This is a genomic window from Duganella hordei, assembly GCF_040369125.1.
Classification (GTDB): domain Bacteria; phylum Pseudomonadota; class Gammaproteobacteria; order Burkholderiales; family Burkholderiaceae_D; genus Rugamonas; species Rugamonas hordei.
Map to the genome: position 1 here is coordinate 140,416 of NZ_BPWI01000001.1, position 25,124 is coordinate 165,539.

Genomic DNA, 25,124 nt, shown 5'->3' on the forward strand with positions numbered 1-25,124 from the left:
ACTTAATGTTAGGTTAATATCAGGTTGCCTGATACATGTCTTATAATATATGCTGCTTGGCCTGTATTGCAAGCGCTTTTTCGAACGCTTCTTGAACTTCCGGACCATGATGAAAAAACACCAGCCCGCCGCCGCGCACGACAAACCCAGCGGCATCGCCTACCTGATCGGCCGCATCGACCATGTGCTGAGCCGCCGCCTGCGCGACAGCCTCGGTTTGCTGGGCATGACGGCCGCCCAGTACACGGCGCTGTCGGTGCTCGACACCCAGCAGCAGCTGTCCAACGCGCAGCTGGCCGAGCGCTCGATGATCTCGCCGCAGTCGGCCAACGAGATGGTCAAGGCGATGGAGGCGCGCGGCTGGGTGGTGCGCCAGGCCGACGCCAATCATGGCCGCATCATCCATCTGCGCCTCAGCGCCGAGGGCAGCGCCCTGCTGCGCCAGGGCGACGCCGCGGTGGCGGAGCTGGAGCACGCCATGCTGGCCGAACTGGGCGTCGACCAGCGCAGCGAGCTGCACGCGCAACTGCGCCTGCTGCTGCGGTCACTGAGCGCCATTGTGCTGTGACTGCCGCCAGCGCGGATTTTCCAGCAGCAGGGCGATGCCCTGTCCGCCGCCGATGCAGGCCGCCGCCACGCCGTAGCGCTGGCGCCGCAGGTCGAGCGCGCGCGCCAGGGTGATGGTCAGGCGCACGCCGGTCGCCGCCAGCGGATGGCCCAGCGCGATCGCGCCGCCGTGGACGTTGAGGCGCTCCCGGTCCAGCTTCAGTTCGCGCTCGACCGCCACGATCTGCGCGCCTTGCGCCTCATTGATTTCGAACAGGCCGATCTGCTCCATGCTTAATCCGCAGCGCTGCAGCAGCAGGCGGATGGCGGGCGCGGGGCCGATGCCCATGACCTCGGGCGGCACGCCGACCACCGCCGCCGCCACGATGCGCACCTGGGGACGGTGTCCGCCGGCGATGGCGTAGGCGCCGGAAGCGACGATGGCCGCCGCCGCGCCGTCGGCCAGCGCGCAGCTGTTGCCGCCGGTCTGCACGCCTTGCGGATAGAGGGCGCGCAGCGTGGCCAGCACCGACGGCGGCGAAATGCGCGGATGGGTATCCTGCGCCAGCTCCTCCACCGGACCGCACAGCCGGATGCGGCGGTCGGCATAGCCGTCCAGCGTGAAGGTCTCGTTGCCGACGGCGACGATCTCGCCGGCGTGGAAGCCGGCCGTCCGGGCGTCGAGCGCGCGGGCGTGCGACAGCGCGGCGAATTTATCCACCTCGGCGCGGGTGATGCCGTAGCGGCGCGCCAGGTTTTCGGCGGTCTGCGGCATCGTGACGCCGGGCGCGGGATCGGTCAGCGCCTCCCACAGGAAGTCCTGGAAGGCGACCGGCGCGCCCAGCTTGAAGCCGGCGCGGTGGTCGAAGGCGGCGATCGGATTGCGCGTCATCGATTCGGTGCCGACCACCAGCACGGCGTCGGCGTAGCCCAGCGCGATCTGGTCGCCAGCCTGGCGGAACAACTCGAAGCCGGTGCCGCAGATGCGCTGCACGTTCAGCGCCGGCACCGTCAGCGGCACCCCGGCGTACAGGCCGATATGGCGCGGCAGCATGTACTGGTAGCAGTCGCCGGGCGCCATGCTGCCGCTGATGACGGAGCCGATGTCGGCGGCCGGCACGCCGCTGCGCTTGAGCACCGCGCGCGCGGCCTTGATGCCCAGGTCGGTGGGCGAGACGTGGCTGAACGCGGTGCAGTAGTCGGCCATCGGCGTGCGCAGGCCGTCGATCATCCACAAGTCCTCGTAGCTCTGGAAGAAACCCCGGTTGGCGCTCATGCTCATGGCCAGTAGCTGGGGCGCAACTGCCCGGTCGGACCGGCGTAGCCGTGGGTGCGGGCGAAGGCTTCCAGCGCATGCTGGGCCTCGTAGCCGCCGAAGATCGACCACAGGAACATGCGGCCGAACAGTTCGCAGCGTTCGCGCGGATCGTCGTGCAGCGCCGGGTCGCGCGCCAGCGCGGCCTTCAGCGTGGCCAGGCTGTTCTCGTGGACCACCATGCGGGTGCCGCCGTCGGCGCTGGTGTCGAAGACCATCATGCGCGGGGCGGCGGCATCGGCGCTCCAGCGCCGCCACTCGGGTAGTGTTCCGGCCGGGCCGCTGGCCGGCTGGCCGTGACGAGCGAAGTGGGTCCAGTAGCCGGCCATGGCGTCGGACACTTCCTTGCGGCCGGGCAGGTTGGCGGCGGTGAAGGAGCGGAACGGATCGAATTCTCCGTCCAGGTCGCGGAACACGAAGGCCACGTCCAGCACGTGCGCGGCGCCCAGCAGCACGCGTGGGGCGATCAGCGGCACGGCGGGCTGTTCGTCCCAGTCGAAGCGGTAGGTCCATACATCCCGATGGCCGGAGGCCACCATCGCGCTGGCCGGCTCCAGCGCGCCGGCGGCCTGCCACAAGGCCGACATGTAGGCGGCGTGGCGCTGGTAGCGGACGCGGTCGCGCATCAGCGGGATGCTGCCGAACAGCATGCGTACGTAGTCGGGATTGTTGGACATGAACAGTTTGTACTCGTCGCGGTTGGTGCCGATGATGACCGGCACCGCGTTGTAGCGGCCACGGTCGGCGAACACCTCGGCCAGCGGCATGGCGGGCAGCACGTGGCCGTCCTGCAGCACGCAGGGCGCGTCGTAGAAGCTGAGCGCCCCCGGCGTGACAGGCGCCAGCAGCGCGTCCGCCGGCAGGCCGCGCACATAGGCGGCGATGTCGGCGGCCGGCATGGAGGCGATCAACGCCTTGGCTGCGGCGCGGTCGGCGGCGCGGCCGTCGCGCTGCAGCCACTGGCAAAGCAGCTCGCGCGAGCTGAGGGCGTGGCCGGGCTGGACGTCGTCCGTGTAGTTGCGCGCCTGCGCCGGCGTATAGCTGACGGCCAGCGGCGATTGCAGGATGGCGCGGTGGAAAAGTCCCTTGGCCAGCGGGCTGGCCAGCAGGGTGTAGGCATTCAGGCCGCCGGCCGATTCGCCGAACACCGTGACGTTGTCGGGATCGCCGCCGAAGGCCGAGATGTGCTGGCGCACCCATTGCAGCGCCGCGATCAGGTCCAGCGTGCCGAAATTGCCGGAGCGGTCGGCCGGACTGTCGTCGTCCCGCGCCAGTTCGTCGAGGCTGAACCAGCCCAGGATGCCGAGGCGGTAATTGGCCGACACCACGATCACCTGGTCCTGGCCGGCCAGGTTGCGCAGCGTGGTGTAGGTGGCGGCGGTACCGGCGGTATTGGCGCCGCCGTGGATCCAGAACATCACCGGCAGCGCGGACGTACGTGCCTGTCCGGCCGTCATCTGCGGGGCGAACACGTTCAGCGTCAGGCAGTCTTCCGCACCGGCCACCTGGCCCCACAGCTCGGGCGGCAGTTCCAGCGTGATGCCGCCCAGTTGCAGGGCGGGTTGGCCGCAAGCCAGCGCCTCGCGCAGGCCTTCCCACGGCTGCGGCGGACGCGGCGCCTTCCAGCGCAGCGGACCGACCGGCGGCTGCGCATACGGTAGTCCCAGCCAGGCGTGGGTCTGGTGGCGGTCGGCGCGGCCGACCACGTGGCCTAGCGCGGTGTGGCGCAGCGAATCGGCAACGGGCATCGCTGGCGTGGCGGCGCCGGCGGTTTTTGAAGCGGCCTGGCGGCGCCAGAGCAGGGCGGAAACCAGCAGTACCGCGGCAACCGCGGCAAAGAGCAGGATGTCAGGCATGATCGGATTCCTCTTGCAGTGTTAGTGTCGGGTGAGGTGGAGGCGGAGCCGGTGGGCCGGCGCCGTCGTCGAGTTTGAAGGCGCGCACCAGCCGCGCCAGTTCCGCCGCCTGCTGGCGCATGCCGGCCGTGGCCCCGGTGGCTTGTTCTACCAGCTCCGCGTTCTGCCGCGTGACCAGCTCCATCGCCTGCAACGCGGCGCCGGCCTGCTCGATGCCGGCCTGCTGCTGCATGCTGACGGCGGCGATGCGGCCGATGATGGCGCCGACCTGCTGCACGCTGTCGACCACCTCGTTCATGGTGGCGCCGGCACGCGCCACCAGCTGGTTGCCGGCTTCGACCTGCGCCACCGAATGGCCGATCAGGGTGCGGATCTCGCGCGCTGCGGTGGCCGAGCGGTGCGCCAGGTTGCGTACCTCGCCGGCGACGACCGCAAAGCCGCGTCCCTGTTCGCCCGCCCGTGCCGCTTCGACCGCCGCGTTCAACGCCAGGATATTGGTCTGGAACGCGATGCCGTCGATGACGCCGATGATTTCCCCGATACGGTGGGCGGAAGCGGTGATGGAATCCATGGTCAGTATCACTTCCGCCGCCACCTTGCCGCCGTCGCGCGCCACCGCGGTGGCGTTGGCGGCCAGCCCGGTCGCCTGCCGCGCATGGCCGGCGTTGTCGCGCACGGCGTCGGCCAGTTGTTCCATGCAGCCGGCGGTGGCGCGCAGGGAATCGCGCTGGCCATCGCTGCGGCGGGTCAGGTCCTGATGGCCGCCGGCGATGTCGCTGGCCGCTCCGGCGATGCGGTCGGTGCCGCTGCGTACCTTGCCGACCATGGCGGCCAGGTCGGTGCGCATGGTGTGCATCGCGAACAATAGGCTGGAAACGTCGCCGCCGCGCAGGTTGACGCCGCCCGCCAGGTCGCCGGCGGCGGTGCGGCCGGCTATCTTGACCGCGTAGGCCGGCTCGCCGCCCAGTTGTTCGAGTATGCCGCGCGTCAGGCGCCAGCACAGCAGGCAGCCCAGCAGCAGGGCCGCCGCGCCCAGCGCCAGCATCCAGGCGCGCGCGCCGGCGTCGGACGAACGTCCTTGCGCGGCGGCTTGTTCGCTCTGGCGGGTCTCCAGTTCGACCAGCTGTTCCAGCGCCGTCATCCAGCGGGTCTGGACCGGCAGCAGCCGCTCGACCAGCACGGTGTAGACCTGGTCGGACTCGCTGCGCATGGCCAGCTCCATGGCTTGCGCGATGGGCGGCCGGGCCGCCGCATTGTGCTGGGCTATCTGCGCCAGCAGCGCGGTTTCTCCCGGCGTGGCGTCGCCGGCCAGCAGCTGGCGCAGCTTCTGCTCGGCGGCGGTGTAACGCCTGGCCTGGTCCTGCATCCGTTCCGCCTCCGGCTGGAGGTAGGACAGGGAACCGATCAGCGCCATGTTGCGCAGCGCGATCATGCGTTCATACACGGTATCGCGCATCTGGGTGGCGACCCGCGTCTTGACGTTGCCGACCAGCGTGATCTGGTCGGTACGTTGCTGCATCTGGGCCATGTGGCCCAGGCCGAGCGCCATGACGGCGACCAGCAGCGCCAGGACCAGGCCGAAGCCCAGCCGCAGGCGGGCACCGATGCTCATGTCGGAAGTGCCCATGGCGTCAGTGGATGCCAGCCACGGCGCGTTCAGCCGCCTGCGCCGGCGTGTCGCGGCGCGCGGTCTTCTGCGGCATCAGGAAGTGCGCCAGCGCCGGTACCAGCACCAGCGCACCCACCATATTCCACAGGAACATGAAGGCCAGCAGGATGCCCATGTCGGCCTGGAATTTGATCGGCGAGAACAGCCATGTGGCGACCGCCACGGCCAGCGTCACGCCGGTCAGGATCACCACGCGGCCGGTGAAGCGCAGCGCATGCAGGTAGGCCTCGGACAGCGTGGCGCCGGCGCGCATGCGGGTCAGCATCACGCTGAGCACATACAGCGCATAGTCGACGCCGATGCCGACGCCGAGCGCGATCACCGGCAGCGTGGCCACCTTGACGCCCATGCCCAGCACCACCATCAGCACTTCGCACAGGATGGAGGTGAGCACCAGCGGCAGGATGGCCACCAGCACCGCGCGCCAGTTGCGGAAGGTGGCGTAGCACAGCAGGATCACCGCGCCATAGACCCAGAACAGCATGTCGTGCATGGCCTGCTTGACGACGATGTTGGTGGCGGCCTCGATGCCGGCGCTGCCGGCGGCCAGCTGGAATTCCACTTCCGGCGTGTTGTGGGCGGCGGCGAAGGCTTCGACCGCGTCGACCACACGGGTCAGCGTGGCGGCCTTGTGGTCCTTCAGGTAGACGTACAGCGACAGCAGCGAGCAGCTCTGGTTGAACAGTTCGCGCGGAGCCCGGGTCTGCACCGCGCCCAGCGCGCCGGCATTGGGGATCAGGTCATACCATTTGAAGTTGCCCTCGTTGTAGCCGGTGGTGGCCAGCTTGCTCAGGGCCGCCATCGAGTTGGTCGAATCGACTCCGGGCAGCTGCTCCAGCCGCCACGCCAGCGCGTCCACGCTTGCCAGCGTGGCGTAGCGGGTGCACTGGTCGGGCGCGGTCTTGATCATCACCACCAGGATGTCGGAGCTGGCCGCGTAGTTGGCGACCATGAAACCGTTGTCGCGGTTGTAGCGCGAATCGGCGCGCAGTTCCGGCGCGCCGGGATCGAGGTCGCCCACCTTCAGGTTAAGGCTGTACAGGTAGCCCAGGCCGCCCAGCAGCAGGCTGGCGGCCACCGTCATGGCGGCCCAGCGGCGCTGGGTGAAGCGGTCGAGGAAGGTCCAGAGCCATGGCTGGGCCGCGCCGTCGGCGCTGTCTGCCTGCAGGCTGCGCGCGGCCGCTTTGGCGCTGACGCCGGTGTACGATAGCAGCACCGGCAGCAGCACCAGGTTGGTGAAGATCAGCACCGCCACGCCGATGCTGGCGATGATGGCCAGGTCCTGGATCACCTTGATGCGGATGCTGACCAGCACCGCGAAGCCGACCGCGTCGCACAGCAGCGCGGTGAGGCCGGCGGCGAACAGGCGGCGGAAAGTGTAGCGCGCCGCCACCACCCGGTGCGTGCCGCGGCCCACGTCCTGCATGATGCCGTTCATCTTCTGGGCGCCGTGGCTCATGCCGATGGCGAACACCAGGAAGGGCACCAGCACGGAATACGGATCGAGTTCGTAATGCAGCGCGGCCAGCAGGCCGCACTGCCACAGCACCGCCACCAGCGAACACACCACCACCAGCGTGGTGCTGCGCCAGCAGCGCGTGTACCAGAACAGCACCGCGCCGGCGATGGCGATCGCCAGCAGGAAGAACATCAGCACCTGCTGCAAGCCTTCGATCAGGTCGCCGACGATCTTGGCGAAGCCGGTGATGTGGATACGCACGCCTTCCTTCTGGTATTTGGCGCGGATCTGTTCCAGCCGCTCCGACAGGGCGCCGTAGTCGAGCGCCTGGCCGGTCTGCGGATTCTGCTCCAGCAGCGGGACGAACACGATGCTGGACTTGAAGTCGGCCGCCACCAGCTGGCCGATCTCGCCGGAACGGGCGACGTTGGCGCGCAACTGCGCCAGGCTGGCGGCCGAGCCGTCGTAGCCGTCCGGGATGACGGTGCCGCCGTCCAGGCCTTCCTCGGTGACGGCGGCCCAGCGCGTGCTGGGCGTCCATAGCGATTTCATGAACGGCCGGTCCACGCCCGGCAGCAGGAACAGTTCATCGTTCAGGCGTTGCAGGGTGTCGAGGTAGGCGCGGTCGTAGATGGTGCCGCCGCCCGCTTCGACCGCGATGCGCACCGAGTTGCCCAGTCCATTCAGGTCGGCCTTGTTGGCCAGGTAGTTGGCCACGTAGGGATGGGCGCTGGGGATCATCTTCTCGAAGCTGGCGTTGAGCCGGATCCGCGTGGCCTGGTAGCCCAGCACGATGGTCGCCAGCAGGCATAGCAGGATGACCAGCGGCCGGTAGTTGAACAGCGCGCGTTCGCCCAGGTTGCCCGAGGCGGTGTCGAAATCCTGTAGCCGCCGTACTACCGGCTGTTGTTCCAAATCTTGATCTGTGTGCATGATGTTCCAACCATATTCGTATGAGGGAAGGGCGCTAGCGCGGCTGCGGCTGCGCCGGCGCTACCCGGCGCAGGCCGCGCAGTCCGGCCACGACCAGCGCGCCGTCGCTGGCTTGCGCCACGGCGGCCAGCGGCAGCGCGGGCGGCAGGGCGGCGCCGGACTGCGCGGCGAAGCTGCGGCCCTGGTCGCGGCTGAGCAGCACGTCGCCGCCCTGGCTGACCAGTACCAGCGTGCCGTCGGCCAGTTCGGCGCCGCCGGCCAGCGAGGCCTGGATGCCGGTGTCGATCCTGCTCCAGCTGGCGCCCTGGTCGCCGGACCAGTAGGCGTTGCCGCGCAGGCCGAAGGCGACCAGCGCGCCGCCGCGCGCGGCCAGCAGGCCGAAATAGCTGCCCTTGTATGGCGTGGGGAGGGCGCTGAAGCTGGCCCCCTGGTCGGTCGAGCGCAACAGCAGGCCCTGTTCTCCGGCCAGATAGAGCGCGCCGCCGGCGCCGCGCATGCCGTAAAGGTGCAGGCCCTTGGGATTGGCCACATGCCGCTGCCACGGCTGCCAGGTGGCGCCGCCGTCGCCGGTCTTGAACAGCAGGTTGTAGGCGCCCAGCACATAGCCGCTGCGCGCGCTGTCGAAGTACAGGTCGAGGAAGGGCTTGTCCGGGCCGTCGTCCACCAGGTGCTGGGCGTCGGCCTGGGCGCGCGCCTGTTCAGGCCCGGCGATGTCGGCCGCTCCCTTGAGCGCCAGCGCCGCGGCCTGGATGCCGTCCAGCTGCTTGCTCCAGGTGGCGCCGCCGTCGGCGCTGTGCAGCACCACGCCCTGGTGCCCGACCGCCCAGCCCTGGCGCGCATCGACGAACTGCAATGCCGTCAGGCTGACGCTGACCGGCACCCGGGCCTGGCGCCAGGAGACGCCGGCGTCGTCCGAGTACAGGATGGTGCCGCGCTCGCCGGCGGCGACCAGCCGCTGGCCGGCGGCGGCGATGGCCAGCATGGCCGCGTTCAAGGCCTTGGGCGTGACCAGCGCCGGCTGCGTCAACGCCGCCGGGATGGGGGCGCCCGCGCCGTCGGCCCGCGCCGCCGGCGTCAGGGCCAGGGCGCAGCAAGCCGCCAGCGCCGTCCGCGTGATGCAGCGGGCCGCGAGTGGATTCAATCCGTTCATCGAGCGCTCCTTCACTTAGCGCGAACCCTGGTTGGCCAGTTCCTCGGGACCGAAATAACTGGCCGGCAGGCGAGGAATGGTCTTGTACTGCGACGGCAGATCGTTGGATGCCTCGTTCAGCAGATAAGCGCCGGTCTGCACGTTGTAGGTGCCCCACATGACGTTGCCCACCACGGCCGGCAGGTCCGGCGCCAGCAGCGTCAGCGTGTAGTTGCCGCGCCAGATCTGGCCTTGCGCGTCGTAGCCGTCGACCAGGATGATCTGCCAGGTATCCTCGTCCAGGTAGTAGCGGCGCTTGGTCACCACGTGGCGCTTGCCGGGAATCAGGCTCGCCTCCACTTCCCAGACGCGGTGCAGCTCCCAGCGCACCAGGTCGGGATTGAGGAACTGCGGGCCAACCAGGTCGCTGATCTTGGCCGAGGCGGCGCGGTTGTTGTTATAGGGGATGTACATCTCCTTCTTGCCGACCAGCTTGAGCTCATGGTGGTCGATGGGGCCGAACAGCATGAACGCTTCATCGAACAGGCCGATGCCGGAGGTGACCGAGTCCGGCGTGTCGTAGGACACCGACGGCGCGCGCCGCACGCGGCGCTGGCCCACCAGGTACTGCCAGATCGCGCGCGGCTGCGCTTCGCTGATACCGTCGTGGACCAGGATCCCTTCGCCGGCCTTGGAGGCGGGCGCGCGCGTGATCAGGCGGCCGAATTGGTAGATGCCGTCGAATTTTTCCAGGCTGCCGTCCTTGAAGTAGTAAGGCCGCATGATGGTCTGTTCGGCCTCGGTGGCGGTGGCGCGCTTGCCGTCCGGCGTGACGATGGTGGTCCGCAGCGGGAACACGGTGGTCTCGCCGGTCCAGGCCAGGCGGTGGTTCATCATGGCCTCGTAGCCGGTCTTGGGAATCGGGAACGGGATGCCGCCGAACGCCCCCTCGACACCGAAGCCGCCGTCGATGGACTTGGCGCGGGTGGCGTTCTTGAAGGTGTTCTCGTACACCCAGGCCGGGGCGCCGCCGGTGCGGTGGGTCGGGTAGACGTCGATACGGTAGCCCGGATATTTTTTCAGCAGCGCCACGGTGGCGGCCGACAGCTTGGTCGCGTACTGGTCGACGTTCTTGCCGGTGATGGCCAAGGTCGGCTTTTCGCCGGCGAAGGGATCGGCGCGGAAGTCGCCCGGCTTGAAGCCGGCCGGAACCTTGGCGTAGGCGCCGTCCCAGGCCGGAATGGTGCCGTCCTTGTTGCCGGCTTTTTCGGCGCCCAGCGGCGTCAGGGTGGAGTGCAGCTTGGCCGCTTCGTCGGCGGTGACGGCGGCGCCGGCGTGCGGCAGCGCGAAAGCCAGTGCCAGCGCGGTGGTGGCGAAAGTCAGGGTCGTCTTCATTATAGTTTTGTCCTTAGAATGCGCGTTTGATGTTGAAGGAGATGTAATCGCGGTCCGCCAGCGACTGGGCATAGCTCAGGATGGGCGTGTTGGTGGCCGGATTATTTTTCAGGAAGGTGCCCGCCGCGCCGAGGAAGCGCACATAGCTGATGCCGAACTTCCAGTCCTGGTGGTAGGTGGCGTTGACGCCGATATTGAAGTCGCCGCCGTGCGAGCTGCCGCCGTTGAAGTTGAATACGGCGCGCGAGCGGCCGTCGATGTTGTAGCCGACGCCGATCGGGATCGACAGATCGAGGCCGTCGATCACCTGGTAGTAGGCCGGCTCGAAGATCATGCGGGCCGAGGTGGCGTCGCGCGTGGTGTTGGGATCGAGCGAGCCTTGCCAGGTGACGCTGGTGGCGCGGTTCCACGCCAGCTCGCCCAGCAGCGACGCGCCCTGGAAGAACGGGTTGGTCGGCATCACGTAGATCGCCGACAGGTTGACGTGCGCCGTATTGCCGACCGCGTAGGCGGGATTGCCGCTGTTGTCGGCGAACACGCCGGTGCCGGTGCGGGACAGGAAGTTGGGCGTCGGATCGCTGACCAGCGGCGTATTGCGGCGCACCGAGACTTCGGCCGCCACGTTCGCGCCCAGCAGCACGGTGCTGGCGCTGGCGCCGAAGGTGCGGATGCCTTCCGCGTACACAGCTTGCACGGTGGACGGCGCGCCTGGCGGGAAGCCGGGCGTGAAGCCCAGGTAGAAGTAGGGCGTCTTGTCGTGATAGCGGGCCGCGTAGAAACCGTATTCGACGTCCGAGCCGGCCGGTGAGAACTTCACTTGCAGACCGCCCTGGCCGGAATTCTTCGCCTTCATGTCCGGCACGGTGTAGAAGGCCGGTGCGCCGCTGTTGGTCGGCGCCACCAGGAAGGCGGTGCTGCCGGCGCCGGCGGCGTCGTAGGAACTGAGGTAGCTGCCGACGCCAGGTATCTGGGTTGGACGCCATTCGAACTGGTAGTAGCCGCCGATCGACACGTTGGGCAGCACCTGCAACTGGCCCGAGACCTGGTTGACCGGACGCAGGATCTCCTTGAACTGCGCGCCGGGCACGCTGAGCAGCTTGACCAGGTCCACCGGTCCCTGCGCGTTGGCGATGCCGTTGGCGCCGAAGAACAGGCTCTCGCCATATTGCAGCGTGTGGCGGCCCACGCGCACGGTGCCCGGCAGTTCGCCCAACGCTCCCTTGGCGAAGACGAAGGCGTCCAGCAGTTCCGCGTTGCGGCCGTGGAGCAGGCGGGTGCCCTCGGCGAAGGTATTGCTGGCCTGGCCGGCCAGCGTGACGGCGTTGCTGGCGGCCGAGCCGTTGTCGTTGTTGCGGTTGTACGCGGTGTCGTACCAGGCGGCTGCGCTGACGCGCATGCCCAGGTTGCGGGTGCCTGCGTCGAACTCGGACAGCCAGTCGACACGGCTGGAGACGATGCCCTTGCGGCGGAAGTTCTGGTTGCCGTCGTCGATGTTGTAACCGGTGAAGTCGCCGGGACCGGACGATGGGTAGCCTCCCGCCAGCAGACGCGCATCGGCATCCTTGAGGCGGTAGGCGCTGCTGTATTTGAAGGTGTTGTTCCAGCTGATCTTGAGATCGGGATTATCGGTCTCGAACTCGAAGGCGTGGGCGGCCGGCATGGCGGCAGCCACGGCCAATGCCAACAGGGTTGGACTCAGGCGTTTGTTCGCTTGCATTGTCAGTCTCCTAGTTATAGTTGTATGGCCGCTGACGCGCGGCCGGGCGGATGGCGTGCATCAGATGAAGGTCGAAACCAGTCCTCCGTCGACAGGCAGGTTGACGCCGCTGATCCAGCGCGCGTCGTCGCTGCACAGGAAGCTGATGGCGGCGGCCACTTCGTCGGCGTAGGCCGGACGTTTCATGCGGTGGGCGTCGCGCTGTACACGCTCCTCGCCCAGCATCGATACGAAGTCGCCCAGGATGGGGGTGAAGACAGGGCCGGGCGCCACGCAGTTCATGCGCACCGAATGCTCCAGGAACCATGGCTGCGACTGGGCGTAGGTCCAGACGATCAGTGCCTCCTTGAAGTACTGGTAGCAGGTGTCGGCGGGTACCGGGTGCGCGTCCAGCCAGGCCTGGCCTTCGACGTAGCCGCGGACGGCGGCCAGCTGCTTGTGCAGGTCGAGGCGCTCCGGCCATTCCGCGCCCAGGATGGAGGCGACGTTGACGATGGAGCCGCCGGCCGGCATGCGCGGCAGCACGCCTTCCGTCAGATGGCGCAGCCCGAGGTAGTTGACCCGCGCCAGCAGCGCCGGATCGGCGGTGCCTGGCACGCCGGCGACGTTGCACAGCGCGTCCACGCGTTGCGGCAGCTTGGCGATGGCGGCGTCGATGCTGGCCTGCTGGCCCAGGTCGACGGCCACGAAGCCGTCCAGCGTCAGGCCAGGTTCGTTGCGGTCCATGCCGATCACGGTGGCGCCTTCGAAGCGCGCCAGGCGCGCCACTTCGGCGCCGATGCCGGATGCGGCTCCGGTGACGACGATGGTCTTGTTACGTAACTTCATGTGGTCTCCTTGTTGGTGTTGTCGTTAGAAGGGATAGCGCGGTGCTTCGGTCTTCACCGTCAGCCATTGCCACTGGGTGAATTCGTCCCAGTCGGAACTGCCGCCATGACGGCCGCCGTTGCCCGAGGTGCCGCCGCCGCCGAACGGCGCGTGCGCTTCGGCCAGCACCGTCTGGTCGTTGATGTGGACATGGCCGGCCGGCACCCGGTCGACGATGTGCATGGCGCGCGCCAGCGTCGGCGTGATCACGCCCAGCGCCAGGCAGCCGGTGGTGGCGGAGGCCAGCGCGATGGCTTCCTGGTCGGTGTCGAACACGGTGATCGAGGCGACGGGGCCGAACAGCTCTTCCTCGAAGCAGCGCATGCCGGGACGCGCGCCGGTCAGCACGGTGGGCTGGTAGAACTGCTTGTCGTAGGTGCCGCCGGCCAGCAGGGTGGCGCCCGCGGCCACGCTGTCCTGCACGATGGCGTGCACGCGCTGCACCTGGCGCGCGTTGATCAGAGGCCCCAGCGCGACCTGGCCGCTCATCGGGTCACCCACCGGCAGGTTCTTGGCCTTGGCCACCACGCGCTCGATCACGGCGTCGGCGATGCCGCGCTGGAGCAGGATGCGGCCGGAGGCCATGCAGATCTGGCCCTGGTGTAGGTAGGCGCCCCAGGCCACGTTGGCGGCTGCGACGTCGGGATCCGCGTCGTCGAGGATGATCAGCGAGTTCTTGCCGCCCAATTCCAGCGACATCTTCTTCAGGTTGCGGCCGGCCAGTTCGCCGATGCTGCGGCCCACCGCGGTGGAACCGGTGAAGGCGATCATGGCGATGTCGGGATGGCTGCACATCGCCTGTCCCGCTTCGGCGCCGCCGGGCAGCACGTGCAGCACGCCCTTGGGCAGGCCTGCCGCCTCGAAGATGCGGGCGATCAGCACGCCGCCGCTGATCGGCGTCTGCAGGTCCGGCTTATGGACCACGGCGTTGCCGGTGGCCAGCGCCGGCGCGATCGAGCGGATCGACAGGATCAGCGGGAAGTTGAACGGCGAGATCACGCCCACCACGCCGTGCGGCACACGCCGCGCGATGCTCATCTGGCCGCTGGCGGAGGCGAGCAACTGGCCCTTGGGCTGGGTCAGCATCGCGGCCGCTTCCAGCAGGTGGGCGCCGGCCTCGCGCAATTCCAGATCCGCCTTGGGACGGATCGCGCCGGTCTCGCGCAGGATCCAGGTCGACAGCTCGTCATGGTGTTCGGCGATCAGGGCGGCGGCGCGGCGGAAGATGGCGGCGCGTTCCTTGTAGTCGCTGGCGGCCCACGCGGCCTGCGCGGCGCGCGCTTCGGTGGCGGCGCGGGCCACGTCGTCGGCGTCGGCCAGGCCGACGCGGCCCAGTTGCTCACCCGTCGCGGGTTCGGTGAAGGTGTGGCTGCCGCCGTGGGCCGGGATCCAGTCGCCGTTGAAAACCAGGTCCTGCCAGATCGATGGACGCAAAAGCGCATTCGCGTTGGTCATGCTGTCTCCTGTTGAAGGTTGAATGGTGGGGAAGTCAGCCTGCTAGCACGCTAGTTGCATGAAGGTCTGCTTGCCGCTCTTGCCTTAGCTATTACAAGTTGTGTGCCAGCTCGTTGTGGCGCGGTGTTATTGCGGCGCACCAAGCGATGTCCGCGCCGGGCGTCAAGCCGATTTTTGCGGGCCTTGCGTGGCGCAGCGCAGCAAAAAAGAACAGGTGCCGGCGATTGATGAAATGATCAAATGGGAGAAGTGCCGATGTATGATTTGGTAAAAGACGATGAAAGCGGAGACATGAGCAAACCCCCTCGCGTATCGCTGGCGGAGATGTCGCGCGTCAGCGGCAAGATGCTGCAGCATGGCGACAGCCAGCACCTGAAGGCCGGCGCCGCGCCCACGCTGGACGACCTGACGCAAAGCCTGCACTTCTCGCCGGGCGACGGCCGCATCTGGCTCAACGGCCAGCGCATGCAGCTGCTGCATATCACGTCGCTCGGCTCATTGCGGCGCGAGCTGATCGAGAGCATAGGCCCGGAGCGCACGCGCGGCCTGCTGACGCGGGTCGGCTATTCGGCCGGCGCGCGCGATGCGCAGCTGCTGCGCGAACGCTGGCCCGACGCGGAGCCGGGTTCGCTGTTCGCGGCGGGACCGCGCATGCATTCGCTGGAAGGCGCGGTGAAGGTCGAACCGCTGCATTTCGAATTCGACTTCGAGCGCGGCACCTATCACGGCGAATTCCTGTGGCACCATTCCAGCGAGGCCGAGGTGCACAGCGCCGATTTCGGCATCGGCACCGAGCCGGCCTGCTGGATGCAGACCGGCTACGCCATCGGCTACACCAGTGCGATGATCGGACGGCTGACCATCTATCGCGAGGTCGAGTGCACGTCGATGGGCCACAAGCACTGCCGCCTGATCGGCAAGCCGGCCGACGAATGGGATAACGTGGAAGAGGACCTGCGCTTCCTGAACGCGGAATCGTTCGTCAGCACCACGGCCTACGGCGGCCCGGGACAGCACCAGCAGGCCGCGGTGCTGCCGGGCGACGACGGACGTTCGTACGGCGAAAAGGAGATGGTGGGCGTGTCGTCGGCCTTCAACGCGGCTTGCCACATGCTCAAGCGCGTCGCGCCGACCGCCGCCACGGTGCTGTTCACCGGCGAGTCGGGCGTTGGCAAGGAGCTGTTCGCCTACATGCTGCACCAGATCGGCGCCCGCAAGGAGCAGCCCTTCGTGGCTGTCAATTGCGCGGCGATCCCGGAGACGCTGATCGAGTCCGAACTGTTCGGCGTGGAGCGCGGCGCCTTCACCGGCGCCAGCCAGTCGCGGCCCGGCCGCTTCGAGCGCGCCTCCGGCGGCACGCTGTTCCTCGACGAGATCGGGACCCTGAGCCTGGTCGCGCAGGGCAAGCTGCTGCGCGCGCTGCAGGAAGGCGAGATCGAACGGGTAGGGGGCGTGCGCAGCGTCAAGGTCGACGTGCGGCTGGTGGCGGCCACCAATGTCGACCTGCGCGAGGAGATCCGCCAGGGCCGCTTCCGCGAAGACCTGTTCTTCCGCCTGAACGTGTTCCCCATCCACCTGCCGCCGCTGCGCGACCGGCGCGACGACATCCCGTTGTTGATGGGCTACTTCATGCGGCACTACGGCCAGAAGCATCAGCGCCGTGTGACCGGCTTCACGGCGCGCGCGGTCGATGCGCTGCTCAACTACCACTTCCCCGGGAATATCCGCGAGCTGCAAAACCTGGTCGAGCGCGGCGTCATCTTCGCCGACGAGGATGGGCCGATCGACCTGCCGCACCTGTTCACCAGCGGCGAGGAATCGCAGACCTCGTATTTCTCGCTGGCGCAGACGGGACGCCTGACCAGCCACGGCGCAACCGCGCCGGCGCCGCAACCCAGCGGTGCGCTGCTCGATGTGCTACCCGACATGTTGCGGCGGCAGGCGTCGGCTCAGGAGCAGGACTGGTCGCTAGACCATCTGGAAAGCACGCTGATATTGGCGGCGGTGAAGCGGGCCGACGGCAACCTGTCGGCGGCGGCGCGCATGCTGGGCCTGACGCGGCCGCAGCTGTCCTACCGGATGAAGAAGCTCCAGCAGGGCGAACCCTGATCACTCCATGTAGATCTTCTGCAGCAGCTTGATGAGCTGCGCGCGCTCGGCGTCGGTCAGCGCGGCCGTCGCATCCGCTTCCAGATCGCTGGCGGTCTTTTCCGCCTTGGTGCACATGCTCAGGCCAGCGGGCGTCAGCACCAGCGTCTGCGAGCGGCGGTCCAGCGGACTGCGTTGGCGCAGCAGCAGGCCGCGCTCCTGCAGCCTGTCGAGCAGGATGGCCAGATTGGGCGGCGACACGTTGACCGCATCCGACAGCCGCTTCTGGTTGATGTTGGGATTGGCCTTGAGCAGGCTTAGCACGCTGAAATCCACCGGCCGCAGCTGATACTTCGCCATGCGCTTTTCGAACACCGGCATGATGTTGATGTAGGCGCGGCGGCAGTTATATCCCACCAGCCCCAGTAGCGTGCTCTGGTCCAGCGGCTGCTCAGCCGCCTCGTGGACGGCGTCGGTCAATTCCGGTTTCCTGTTCTTGGGCTTATTGGTCATGCTCCGATTCTAACAAAGAAGCGGCGTCGCGGCCATCCTGCCGCTTGCAATCTTTTGAAAATGCGTATAGTCTATAATCATTATAAAACATAACTAGTTGTTCTAAAACCATCCATCGAGGAGACACGATGAAACGCAGCGTACTTATCACTGTACTGGCGGCCGGCTTGCATCTGGCCGCCGGTTCGGTCCAGGCCCAGGAACCCATCCGCATCGGCGTCATAGCCGCGCTCACCGGGCCGTTCGCCAACACCGGCAAGCCGTTCGAGGACGGCATCAAGACCTATCTGCAGCAATACGGCGACCAGGTGGCCGGCAGGAAGATCGAGATCATCTACCGCGACGACGGCGGCACCAATGTCGACCAGTCCAAACGGGCGGCCCAGGAGCTGATCACGCGCGAGCATGTCAGTTTCCTGATCGGTTTCTCGCTGACGCCGAGCGCCATGGCGGTGGCGCCCATCGCCACCCAGGCGAAGATGCCGATGATCGTGATGAACGCGGTCACCAACGGCATCACCGCCAAGTCGCCGTACATGCTGCGCACCAGCATGACGATGCACCAGATGACCGGGCCGTTCGGTGCCTGGACCGCCAAGAACAAGATCGGCAAGGTCTATACGCTGGTCAGCGACTACAGCACCGGGCTGGATGCGGAGGCGCGCTTCACCAAGGAGTTCAGCGCCGGCGGCGGCAAGGTGGTGGGCTCGGCGCGGGCGCCGCTGGCCAATCCTGATTATTCGCCCTTCATCCAGCGCATCAAGGATGAAAAGCCGGACGCATTGTTCTTCTTCGCGCCCGGTGTGGAAGACGGCATCGGCCTGCTGAAAGCCTTCAGCGACAAGGGACTGGACAAGGCCGGCATCAAGTTCCTCGGGGTAGGCGACATGACCAGCGAAACGCCGACGCTGGAGGCGCTGGGCGACCGCGCGCTGGGCGCGGTGACGGTGCTGAACTACGCGCCCACGCTGGACAACGACGCCAACAAGGCCTTCCTGAAGGCCTACGCGACGGCCAATCCGGGCCGCCCGCCCGCCACCTTCGTCACGGTGGCGGCCTACGACACCATGGGCATGATCTACGAAACCGTCCGCAAGCTGGGCGGCGCCGTCACCGGCGACAAGGCGATGCAGGTGCTGGCGGGTATGAAGCGCGACAGTCCGCGCGGACCGATCAGCATCGATCCGGCCACGCGCGACATCGTACAGAACATGTACATCCGCGAAGTGAAGAAGGTCAACGGCAAGCTGGTGAACGAGCCTATCGCAGTGCTGCGCGACGTCAGCCCTAACTAAGGAGATCAGTGATGACAATCAAACGACGTGTCTTGAACGGCGCGCCGCTGGCGGCGCTTTGCCTGTCGACGGCGGTCCTGAATGCCTGCGGCGGCGACGGCGGTGCCATACCCGGCGGTACGGCGACGCTGCCGCAGCTGACCGCGGCCAGCGGCGCCAAGCTGGCCTCCTGTACCGACCTGGCCAGCCGGATCGTGTACCCCAACACGACGATCGCCAGCGCGGCCTCGGTGGCAGCCGGCGTGCTGACGGTCGCCGGCAAGCCGGTGCCTGCGCATTGCCTGGTGAAGGGATCGATGTACCAGCGTGTCGGCCCGGTCGACGGTCAAAACTACGCGATCGGCTTCGAAATGCGGTTGCCGGTGGATTGGAACGGTCGCTTCTTCTACCAGGCCAACGGCGGCCTTGACGGCTCGGTCGTCACGGCCACGGGCGACGTCGGCGGCGGCGGACAGCTGGACAACGCGCTGAACCAGGGCTTTGCCGTGATCAGTTCCGACGCCGGCCACGGCGCGGCGACGCCGCTGTTCGGCCTCGATCCGCAGGCGCGGCTGGACTACGGCTACCAGGCCTCGGGCAAGCTGGCGCCGATGGCCAAGAGCGCGATTCAGACCGCCTATGGCAAGGGACCGGATCGTTCCTACTTCGGCGGCTGCTCCAACGGCGGCCGCCACACCATGGTGGCCGCGGCGCGCTACGGCGAGCAGTTCGACGGCTACCTGGTCGGCGATCCGGGCTTCCGGCTGCCGCTGGCGGCCATCGCCAACATCGCCGGCGGTCAGGCCTATGCGGCGCTGGCGACCACTCCGGGCGACCTGTCGACCGGCTTCACGCCGGCGGAACGCGCGCTGGTGTCGAACGCGGTGCTGGACAAGTGCGACGCGCTGGATGGCGTCAAGGATGGTCTGGTGCAGGATACCGGCGCCTGCCAGGCCGCCTTCAGCCTCGATCGCGACGTGCCGTCCTGCGGCGCACAGGGCCGCGACGGCACCTGTCTCAGCGCGGCGCAGAAGACGTCGATCGGGCAGCTGTTCACGGGCGCGGTCACCAGCACCAAGACCAAGTTCTATTCGAGCTTCCCATACGATGCGGGCGTTGCCGCTCCCAACTGGGCGTTCTGGAAGTTCTTCAGTCCCCTGCAGCTGGATTCGGGCGCCGTGGCGATGATCTGGAAGGTGCCGCCGGTGAACCCGGCCACCTTCAATGGCGCCAACTTCGCGCTGACCTCCAACATCGATACGCTGCTGGCGCAGGTCGCCGCGACGGACGCCACCTACACCGAAAGCGCGATGTCCTTCATGCTGCCACCGCACCTGACCGACTACAGCACGGTAAAGAACCGCGGCGCCAAGATGATGCTGTACCACGGCACCAGCGATCCGATCTTCTCCAGCGACGACACCACGGCCTGGTACGACAATCTGCGCGCCGCGAACGGCGGCGATGCCTCCGGCTTCGCGCGCTTCTTCCGGGTGCCTGGCATGACCCATTGCTCGGGCGGGCCGGCCACCGACCAATTCGACATGCTGACGCCATTGGTCAACTGGGTCGAGAAGGGGCAGGCGCCTGAACGGGTGGTGGCCAGCGCACGGGGGGCGGGCAACGCCGGCGGTGCCAATGCCGACGTGCCGGCGTCATGGTCGGCCACCCGTACCCGGCCGCTGTGTCCCTATCCGCAGGTGGCCAAGTACAACGGCAGCGGCAGTGTCGAGGATGCGGCCAACTTCAGCTGCAAGTAGTGTATTTTTCGTCGCGCAGCGGGCGGTGAGCTGCCGCTCGCGCGCCGAACACGGATGCCAATTTGGTCGATGCCTGGGGCATCGCCTTCAATCCGGCCGGTTACGTGTGGGTAGCCAGCACCGGCACCCACACCTCCACGCTTTACGGCGCCAACTATATCTACGCCACCGATTTCGCCAATAACCGCATCTACGTGATCTTTGCCAAGCATGCCGGGAACTTCAAAGAGTTGAAGCCCGGCTCCGGCGTGCTCGACGTGTTCGACACGGCGGGCAATCTGATCAAGCAGCTGGTGGTCGGCGGCACCCTGAACGCCCCATGGGGCATCGCGATGGCGCCGGCCAGTTTCGGCACGTATAGCGGCAAGCTGTTGGTGGGGAACTTCGGCGATGGCCTGGTGCAGGCCTACGATCCGAATACCGGCGCGTCGGCCGGCCTGCTGAAGAAGGCGGACGGCAGTAACATCGCCATCGACGGACTGTGGGGCCTGGCCTTCGGTAACGGCGTTCAGGGACCGGCAGATATAGCAAAACCGTCATGTCTGCTTTCCTGAGTGCGGCCTTACCGGGCTTCGTCACGTCTCCTAAGATGCGTTGCATGGAACAACTCACAACCGGAGGCTAGATGGCTAAGTATCGCAAGCAAGACGCGCGCGCCTGGGCGCGCCAACACCTGGTGGGCTGCAGCGGCGTCACCATTCCCAGCTACAGCGCGGACCTGAAGCGGCTCAATGAACAAGGCATCCGCCACGACATCGGGCTGGCCATGGAATACGGCTACAGCTATACCCTGCTATGTTCGGAAGTGGCGATCACGCCGGAAGAAAATGCCCAATTCACGGCCTGGGCCAGGGATACGGCGGGCGACCGCATGGGCTTGTTCTTCCACGCCGCCTTCGGCACCCTGCAGGAAAACATCGAGGCGGTCAAGCTGGCCGAGAAGGCCGGCGCCGACATCGTGCTGCTGTCCTATCCGCCGCAGTTCTGGCCGACGACCTTGCAGGAGATCTACGACTACACCAAGGCCTTCTGCGACGCCACCGACCTGGCGGTGATGCTGTTCCCGATCCCGCTGTGGGGTTTCGAGCGGGTGCACCCGGCCGGGATGCCGGTCGAATTCGTGCGCAGGCTGCTGGACGATATCCCCAACATCGTGGCGATCAAGTCGGAGCAGGGCTTCCCGCTGGTATCCGGCCTGTGCGAGATGTGGCACCATTTCCGCGACGAAGTCGTGATCAGCTGCCCGATCGAGGGCGACGCGATTCCGATGATGAGCCTCATGGATCTGCAATTCTCCGGCACCAGCAATACGCAATGGATGGGCGGCTACTATCCCAAGGCTTTCGAGCTGGCGCGCAAGGGCAGCTGGGAGGAAGCGATGCAGCTGTTCTGGCAGATGGCGCCGGCGCGCAACGCGAACGGCGCGGCGGCCCAGACCTATGCCGGCGGCACCGGCGTGCTCAATCGCAGCATGTGGAAATACCAGGACTGGCTGGCCGGCTTCAACGGCGGCCCGCTGCGGGCGCCTGCCATGCGGGTGCCGGACCGCCTGATGAAGATGCTGCGCCAGGGCCTTGCCGCCTCCGGCGTCACGCCGACCAGCGATGCGGACAGCCAGTTCCTCATCGGCCGCCATCCATCCTGACGCCATCACCGAGGACGCCCCATGTCATATCCTGAAGTCAGCAAGGTCCCCAAGGGCTTGTACATCAACGGCGCCTGGCGCCAGGCCGCCGACGGCGCCACCTTTGACGTCGCCGATCCGGCCACCGAAGAGGTACTGGCCAGCGTGGCCAGCGCCACCGTCGACGACGCGCTGGACGCGGTGGCCGCCGCGCACGCGGCAGGCAAGGCGTGGGCCGCCACGCCGCCACGCCAGCGCGGCGAAGTGCTGCGCAAATCGTTCGAACTGCTGATCGAGCGCAGGGAGGAATTCGCGCGCCTGATCGTGCTGGAAAGCGGCAAGGCGCTGGCCGAGGCGCGCGGTGAAGTCAGCTACGCCGCCGAGTTCCTGCGCTGGTACGCGGAAGAGGCGGTGCGCATCAGCGGCGAAGTCTCCACCGCGCCGGGCGGCGCCAACCGCATCGTGGTGCTGCGCCAGCCGATCGGCGTGGCGGTCTTCGTCACCCCGTGGAATTTTCCGGCGGCGATGGCGACCCGCAAGATCGGCCCGGCGCTGGCCGCCGGCTGCACGGTGGTGCTGAAACCCGCGTCGGAAACGCCGCTGACCGCGCTGGCCATGGCCGCGCTGTTCGCGGAGGCCGGCGTGCCGCCCGGCGTGATCAACGTGGTCCCGTCGCGCCAGTCGGGCCGGATCGTCAACGCGATGCTGCACGACCCCAGGGTGCGGAAGCTGTCGTTCACCGGCTCGACCGAAATCGGCCGTACGCTGCTGGCACAGGCGGCGGACAATGTGGTCAAGTGCTCGATGGAGTTGGGCGGCAATGCGCCGTTCATCGTGCTGGCCGATGCGGATCTCGACGTGGCGGTGGCCTCCGCCATGGTCGCCAAGCTGCGCAACGGCGGCGAATCGTGCACCGCGGCCAACCGGTTCTATGTGGCCAGGCCGGTGGCGGAGGAATTCTGCCGGCGCTTTGCCGCGGCGATGGCTGCGGTCAGCCTCGGTTCCGGCCTGGACGAAAACGTGCAACTGGGTCCCCTGGTCAATCGCGCCACGCTGGACAAGGTGGCGCGGCTGGTCGGGGAGGCGGTCGAACAGGGCGCCACCGTGCTGACTGGCGGACGGGCCAGGGAAGGGCGGGGCTACTTCTACGAGCCGACGCTGCTGGCTGGCGTACGGCCCGATGCCAGCATCCTGCGGCAGGAAATCTTCGGGCCGGTGGCGCCGGTGTGCGCGTTCGATACGATGGAAGAGGCGATCGCGCTGGCCAACGATACCGAGTTCGGTCTGGTGGCCTTTGTGCACTCGCGCGACCTGGGCCAGGCGCTGGCGGTGTCGGAACGCATCGAGGCCGGCATGGTCGGCATCAACCGGGGCGTGGTGTCCGACCCGGCGGCGCCGTTCGGCGGCTGGAAGCAAAGCGGCGTCGGACGCGAAGGCGGACATGATGGCTTGCTGGAGTACCTGGAATCCAAGTATATTTGTGTATCCTGGTAAATCGCTTCCCCATGCTGCCGATACTCGATCCCCGCTGGCACCTGTTTGCAACCGTTGCCCAGCTGGGCAGCCTGACCCGTGCCGCCGACGCGCTGAACGCGCCGCAATCGGTCATCAGCCGCCAGATCGCGCAGCTGGAAACGCAATGCGGCGGCAAGCTGTTCCGGCGCACGGGGCGCGGCGTGGTGCTGACCGAATTCGGCCAGATTGTTCACGCCCGCATCCTGCCCCTGATCGCCGATTCCGACCGGCTGGCCGACGAGATCCTGACCACCAACGGCATTCCCATCGGCGAGGTGCATGTCGGCCTGCTGCCTTCATCGGTGCCGGCGTTTGCCGGCCGGCTGTTCCGCGCCGCCCGCGAGCAGTTCCCCCGCATCCGCCTGCACCTTGCGGAAGGCGCCAGCGCCCAGCTGGAAGAGTGGCTCGACGCCGGGCGGCTGGATCTGGCGCTGCTGCTGCGCGAAGGGCCGGTGGCCGCCGCCGGCGCCACCTGCCTGCGCAGCATGGCGCTCGACCTGATCGGCCCCGCCGGCGATCCCTTGCTCGCCGATGACCGCATCGCCTTCGCCGAGCTGGCCGGGATGCCGCTGATCCTGCCGGCCGAACCGCATGTGCTGCGCAAGCGCCTGGACGCGCTGGCCCGCGAGCGCGGCCTGCGGCTGACGGTCGCGATGGAGGCCGACACCATCGCGTTGCAGAGGGAACTTGCGATCGCCGGCGCGGGGTACGCCATCGTCGCCTCGATGGCGGAGACGGTATCCGGCGACGACAGGCTGTGCGCGGCGCGCATCGTCCAGCCGGAACTGGAGCGCAGCATCGTGCTGGGCACCACGCAGCATCGTCCCCACACCCTGGCCACGCGCGCCGTCTCGCAGTTGATCGCCTCCCTGTTTGCCGGCTGAACGCGGCGCGCGGCGGCCGGTATTCGGATTTGCCAATGCTGCTATGCCGCCACCGCGCTTCCCCGGCGTGGCGCCCGCCGCTAAGGTATGCCTGTCATTCAACCGATAGGAGTCCTACCCCATGTCCACCTTGTTTTTAACCGACCGCGATGTCAGCGCGCTGCATGACTGGAGAGCGGCCATCGAGGCGCTGCGTGCCGCCTATGCGGCGCCGATGAAGGCACAGATGGTGCCGCCCCGTTCGATGGCGCGCGGCGACGGCATATGGCTGCGCGGCCTGAGCGCGGTGTCGCCAACCGGCGGTCATATGGGCAGCAAGCAGATTGCCGCCTCGCCCCGCGCCGGCTGCGCCAGCTATCTGGTGTCGCTGTTCGACGCCCATACGATGGCGCTGGCGGCGCTCATCGACGGCAACCAGATCACCGCCATCCGCACCGCGGCCACGGCGGCGCTGGCGGTGGACGCGCTGGCGCCGCGACGTCCGCTGCGGGTGGCGATGATTGGTTCCGGCTTCGAGGCGCGCTCGCAGCTGCAGGCGCTGCATGCGGCGCGCGAGATCCGCTCGGTCGCGGTCTTCAGTCCGACACCGGCCAGCCGCCAGCGCTTCGCCGATGATTTCAAGGCGACGCTTGGATTGGACGTGCACGCGGCCGGCACGCCGCAGCAGGCGCTCGAAGGCGCCGACGTGGTGATTTGCGCCGCGCGCTCACGCGACGAATTGCCGGTGCTTTTGGGCGAATGGCTGGAGCCGGGCATGACGGTGGTGTCAATTGGATCGACGCTGCCGGAACAGCGCGAGGTCGATGTGGAGGTGATACGCCGCGCCGCGCTGATCGTGGCGGACATGGTCGAGGAGGTGGTCCATGATACGGGCGACCTGATCGCCGCGACACGCGACGGCGTCGAATTCGGCCACAAGCTGCACGCGCTGGCGGACCTGATCGGCCAGCGCGTTCCGGGCCGGCGTTCGGCGGACGATATCGTCGTCTATAAATCCGTGGGCTCGGCCTTGCAGGATGTCGCGACGGCGGAAATGCTGCTCACTCGCGCGCGCGCCCAGGGATTGGGCACCGAGCTGCCGGTGAGCATAGCGCCGGTGAAGAAGTGAAGCGCGGCGGCCCGGAT

The 25,124-nt window shown here is 67.7% G+C and carries 19 protein-coding genes; 9 read left to right on the forward strand and 10 right to left on the reverse strand.

Annotation, left to right across the window (positions count from 1 at the left end; genetic code table 11):
- The first annotated feature begins 106 nt into the window (after positions 1-106).
- Complete coding sequence (locus ABWW33_RS00560; protein ID WP_353397690.1) at positions 107-568, forward strand: MarR family winged helix-turn-helix transcriptional regulator; 462 nt, start codon at positions 107-109, stop codon at positions 566-568.
- Here ABWW33_RS00560 and ABWW33_RS00565 read toward each other — a convergent pair.
- The 9 genes from ABWW33_RS00565 to ABWW33_RS00605 are packed head-to-tail and all read right to left on the reverse strand — an operon-like array spanning position 545 to position 14,341.
- Positions 545-1,828 carry a thiolase family protein gene (locus ABWW33_RS00565; protein WP_353397693.1) on the reverse strand — a complete coding sequence of 428 codons (1,284 nt, stop codon included), beginning with the start codon at positions 1,826-1,828 and terminating at the stop codon, positions 545-547. The two genes, ABWW33_RS00560 and ABWW33_RS00565, sit on opposite strands and share 24 nt — an antisense overlap.
- On the reverse strand, positions 1,825-3,717 hold the full coding sequence (locus ABWW33_RS00570) for a carboxylesterase/lipase family protein (protein WP_353397696.1): 1,893 nt from the start codon (positions 3,715-3,717) through the stop codon (positions 1,825-1,827). Before ABWW33_RS00570 ends, ABWW33_RS00565 begins: the two co-directional genes overlap by 4 nt.
- Positions 3,710-5,329, reverse strand: coding sequence for a methyl-accepting chemotaxis protein (locus ABWW33_RS00575; protein ID WP_353397699.1), 1,620 nt, complete (start codon positions 5,327-5,329; stop codon positions 3,710-3,712). The genes ABWW33_RS00570 and ABWW33_RS00575 overlap by 8 nt, the downstream gene beginning before the upstream one ends.
- Positions 5,330-5,348: 19 nt before the next feature.
- Entirely contained in the window at positions 5,349-7,778 is a 2,430-nt protein-coding gene (locus ABWW33_RS00580; protein ID WP_353397702.1) for an efflux RND transporter permease subunit, read from the reverse strand.
- Positions 7,779-7,812: 34 nt separating this feature from the next.
- Positions 7,813-8,928: a WD40/YVTN/BNR-like repeat-containing protein gene (locus tag ABWW33_RS00585; protein ID WP_353397705.1), complete on the reverse strand. Its 1,116-nt coding sequence runs from the start codon at positions 8,926-8,928 to the stop codon at positions 7,813-7,815.
- Between the two features lie 15 nt (positions 8,929-8,943).
- Positions 8,944-10,302, reverse strand: coding sequence for a DUF1329 domain-containing protein (locus tag ABWW33_RS00590; RefSeq protein ID WP_353397708.1), 1,359 nt, complete (start codon positions 10,300-10,302; stop codon positions 8,944-8,946).
- A 13-nt stretch (positions 10,303-10,315) separates the two neighbouring features.
- Positions 10,316-12,019 (reverse strand): DUF1302 domain-containing protein, encoded by a 1,704-nt coding sequence (locus ABWW33_RS00595; RefSeq protein ID WP_353397711.1) that lies wholly within the window; start codon positions 12,017-12,019, stop codon positions 10,316-10,318.
- A 60-nt stretch (positions 12,020-12,079) separates the two neighbouring features.
- Positions 12,080-12,847: a coniferyl-alcohol dehydrogenase gene (locus ABWW33_RS00600; RefSeq protein WP_353397714.1), complete on the reverse strand. Its 768-nt coding sequence runs from the start codon at positions 12,845-12,847 to the stop codon at positions 12,080-12,082.
- A gap of 24 nt (positions 12,848-12,871) precedes the next feature.
- The gene (locus ABWW33_RS00605) at positions 12,872-14,341 is read right to left on the reverse strand and encodes a benzaldehyde dehydrogenase (protein ID WP_353397717.1); all 1,470 of its coding nucleotides are present in this window, start codon (positions 14,339-14,341) and stop codon (positions 12,872-12,874) included.
- Between the two features lie 291 nt (positions 14,342-14,632).
- On the opposite strand from ABWW33_RS00605, the gene ABWW33_RS00610 reads away from it, so the two are divergent.
- A complete protein-coding gene (locus tag ABWW33_RS00610) occupies positions 14,633-16,450 on the forward strand; it encodes a sigma 54-interacting transcriptional regulator (protein WP_353397720.1) in 1,818 nt (605 codons plus the stop codon).
- On the opposite strand, the gene ABWW33_RS00615 is transcribed toward ABWW33_RS00610, so the two are convergent.
- A complete protein-coding gene (locus ABWW33_RS00615; RefSeq protein ID WP_353397723.1) occupies positions 16,451-16,942 on the reverse strand; it encodes a MarR family winged helix-turn-helix transcriptional regulator in 492 nt (163 codons plus the stop codon).
- Positions 16,943-17,070: 128 nt separating this feature from the next.
- Here ABWW33_RS00615 and ABWW33_RS00620 point away from each other — a divergent pair, with 128 nt between their 5' ends.
- The 7 genes from ABWW33_RS00620 (at position 17,071) to ABWW33_RS00650 (ending at position 25,107) form a co-directional block, all read left to right on the forward strand.
- Complete coding sequence (locus ABWW33_RS00620) at positions 17,071-18,237, forward strand: ABC transporter substrate-binding protein (protein WP_353397726.1); 1,167 nt, start codon at positions 17,071-17,073, stop codon at positions 18,235-18,237.
- 11 nt (positions 18,238-18,248) lie between these two features.
- Positions 18,249-19,976: a tannase/feruloyl esterase family alpha/beta hydrolase gene (locus tag ABWW33_RS00625; RefSeq protein ID WP_353397729.1), complete on the forward strand. Its 1,728-nt coding sequence runs from the start codon at positions 18,249-18,251 to the stop codon at positions 19,974-19,976.
- A 62-nt stretch (positions 19,977-20,038) separates the two neighbouring features.
- Positions 20,039-20,530: a TIGR03118 family protein gene (locus ABWW33_RS00630; RefSeq protein ID WP_353397731.1), complete on the forward strand. Its 492-nt coding sequence runs from the start codon at positions 20,039-20,041 to the stop codon at positions 20,528-20,530.
- Positions 20,531-20,601: 71 nt separating this feature from the next.
- Complete coding sequence (locus ABWW33_RS00635; protein WP_353397734.1) at positions 20,602-21,621, forward strand: dihydrodipicolinate synthase family protein; 1,020 nt, start codon at positions 20,602-20,604, stop codon at positions 21,619-21,621.
- Between the two features lie 21 nt (positions 21,622-21,642).
- Positions 21,643-23,094: an NAD-dependent succinate-semialdehyde dehydrogenase gene (locus ABWW33_RS00640; RefSeq protein ID WP_353397736.1), complete on the forward strand. Its 1,452-nt coding sequence runs from the start codon at positions 21,643-21,645 to the stop codon at positions 23,092-23,094.
- Between the two features lie 11 nt (positions 23,095-23,105).
- Positions 23,106-23,999 (forward strand): LysR family transcriptional regulator, encoded by an 894-nt coding sequence (locus ABWW33_RS00645; protein ID WP_353397739.1) that lies wholly within the window; start codon positions 23,106-23,108, stop codon positions 23,997-23,999.
- Positions 24,000-24,120: 121 nt separating this feature from the next.
- A complete protein-coding gene (locus tag ABWW33_RS00650) occupies positions 24,121-25,107 on the forward strand; it encodes an ornithine cyclodeaminase family protein (RefSeq protein ID WP_176650268.1) in 987 nt (328 codons plus the stop codon).
- The last annotated feature ends 17 nt before the right edge of the window (positions 25,108-25,124 follow it).

What these genes read in the sequence shown, in the direction of transcription:
- ABWW33_RS00565 (WP_353397693.1), bottom strand. Translation starts at nt 1,828, where the DNA reads ATGAGCATGAGCGCCAACCGGGGTTTCTTCCAGAGCTACGAGGACTTG.
- ABWW33_RS00585 (WP_353397705.1), bottom strand. Translation starts at nt 8,928, where the DNA reads ATGAACGGATTGAATCCACTCGCGGCCCGCTGCATCACGCGGACGGCG.
- ABWW33_RS00615 (WP_353397723.1), bottom strand. Translation starts at nt 16,942, where the DNA reads ATGACCAATAAGCCCAAGAACAGGAAACCGGAATTGACCGACGCCGTC.
- ABWW33_RS00620 (WP_353397726.1), top strand. Translation starts at nt 17,071, where the DNA reads ATGAAACGCAGCGTACTTATCACTGTACTGGCGGCCGGCTTGCATCTG.
- ABWW33_RS00645 (WP_353397739.1), top strand. Translation starts at nt 23,106, where the DNA reads ATGCTGCCGATACTCGATCCCCGCTGGCACCTGTTTGCAACCGTTGCC.
- ABWW33_RS00625 (WP_353397729.1), top strand. Translation starts at nt 18,249, where the DNA reads ATGACAATCAAACGACGTGTCTTGAACGGCGCGCCGCTGGCGGCGCTT.
- ABWW33_RS00610 (WP_353397720.1), top strand. Translation starts at nt 14,633, where the DNA reads ATGAGCAAACCCCCTCGCGTATCGCTGGCGGAGATGTCGCGCGTCAGC.
- ABWW33_RS00580 (WP_353397702.1), bottom strand. Translation starts at nt 7,778, where the DNA reads ATGCACACAGATCAAGATTTGGAACAACAGCCGGTAGTACGGCGGCTA.
- ABWW33_RS00575 (WP_353397699.1), bottom strand. Translation starts at nt 5,329, where the DNA reads ATGAGCATCGGTGCCCGCCTGCGGCTGGGCTTCGGCCTGGTCCTGGCG.
- ABWW33_RS00650 (WP_176650268.1), top strand. Translation starts at nt 24,121, where the DNA reads ATGTCCACCTTGTTTTTAACCGACCGCGATGTCAGCGCGCTGCATGAC.
- ABWW33_RS00560 (WP_353397690.1), top strand. Translation starts at nt 107, where the DNA reads ATGATGAAAAAACACCAGCCCGCCGCCGCGCACGACAAACCCAGCGGC.
- ABWW33_RS00640 (WP_353397736.1), top strand. Translation starts at nt 21,643, where the DNA reads ATGTCATATCCTGAAGTCAGCAAGGTCCCCAAGGGCTTGTACATCAAC.
- ABWW33_RS00635 (WP_353397734.1), top strand. Translation starts at nt 20,602, where the DNA reads ATGGCTAAGTATCGCAAGCAAGACGCGCGCGCCTGGGCGCGCCAACAC.
- ABWW33_RS00595 (WP_353397711.1), bottom strand. Translation starts at nt 12,019, where the DNA reads ATGCAAGCGAACAAACGCCTGAGTCCAACCCTGTTGGCATTGGCCGTG.
- ABWW33_RS00605 (WP_353397717.1), bottom strand. Translation starts at nt 14,341, where the DNA reads ATGACCAACGCGAATGCGCTTTTGCGTCCATCGATCTGGCAGGACCTG.
- ABWW33_RS00570 (WP_353397696.1), bottom strand. Translation starts at nt 3,717, where the DNA reads ATGCCTGACATCCTGCTCTTTGCCGCGGTTGCCGCGGTACTGCTGGTT.
- ABWW33_RS00590 (WP_353397708.1), bottom strand. Translation starts at nt 10,302, where the DNA reads ATGAAGACGACCCTGACTTTCGCCACCACCGCGCTGGCACTGGCTTTC.
- ABWW33_RS00600 (WP_353397714.1), bottom strand. Translation starts at nt 12,847, where the DNA reads ATGAAGTTACGTAACAAGACCATCGTCGTCACCGGAGCCGCATCCGGC.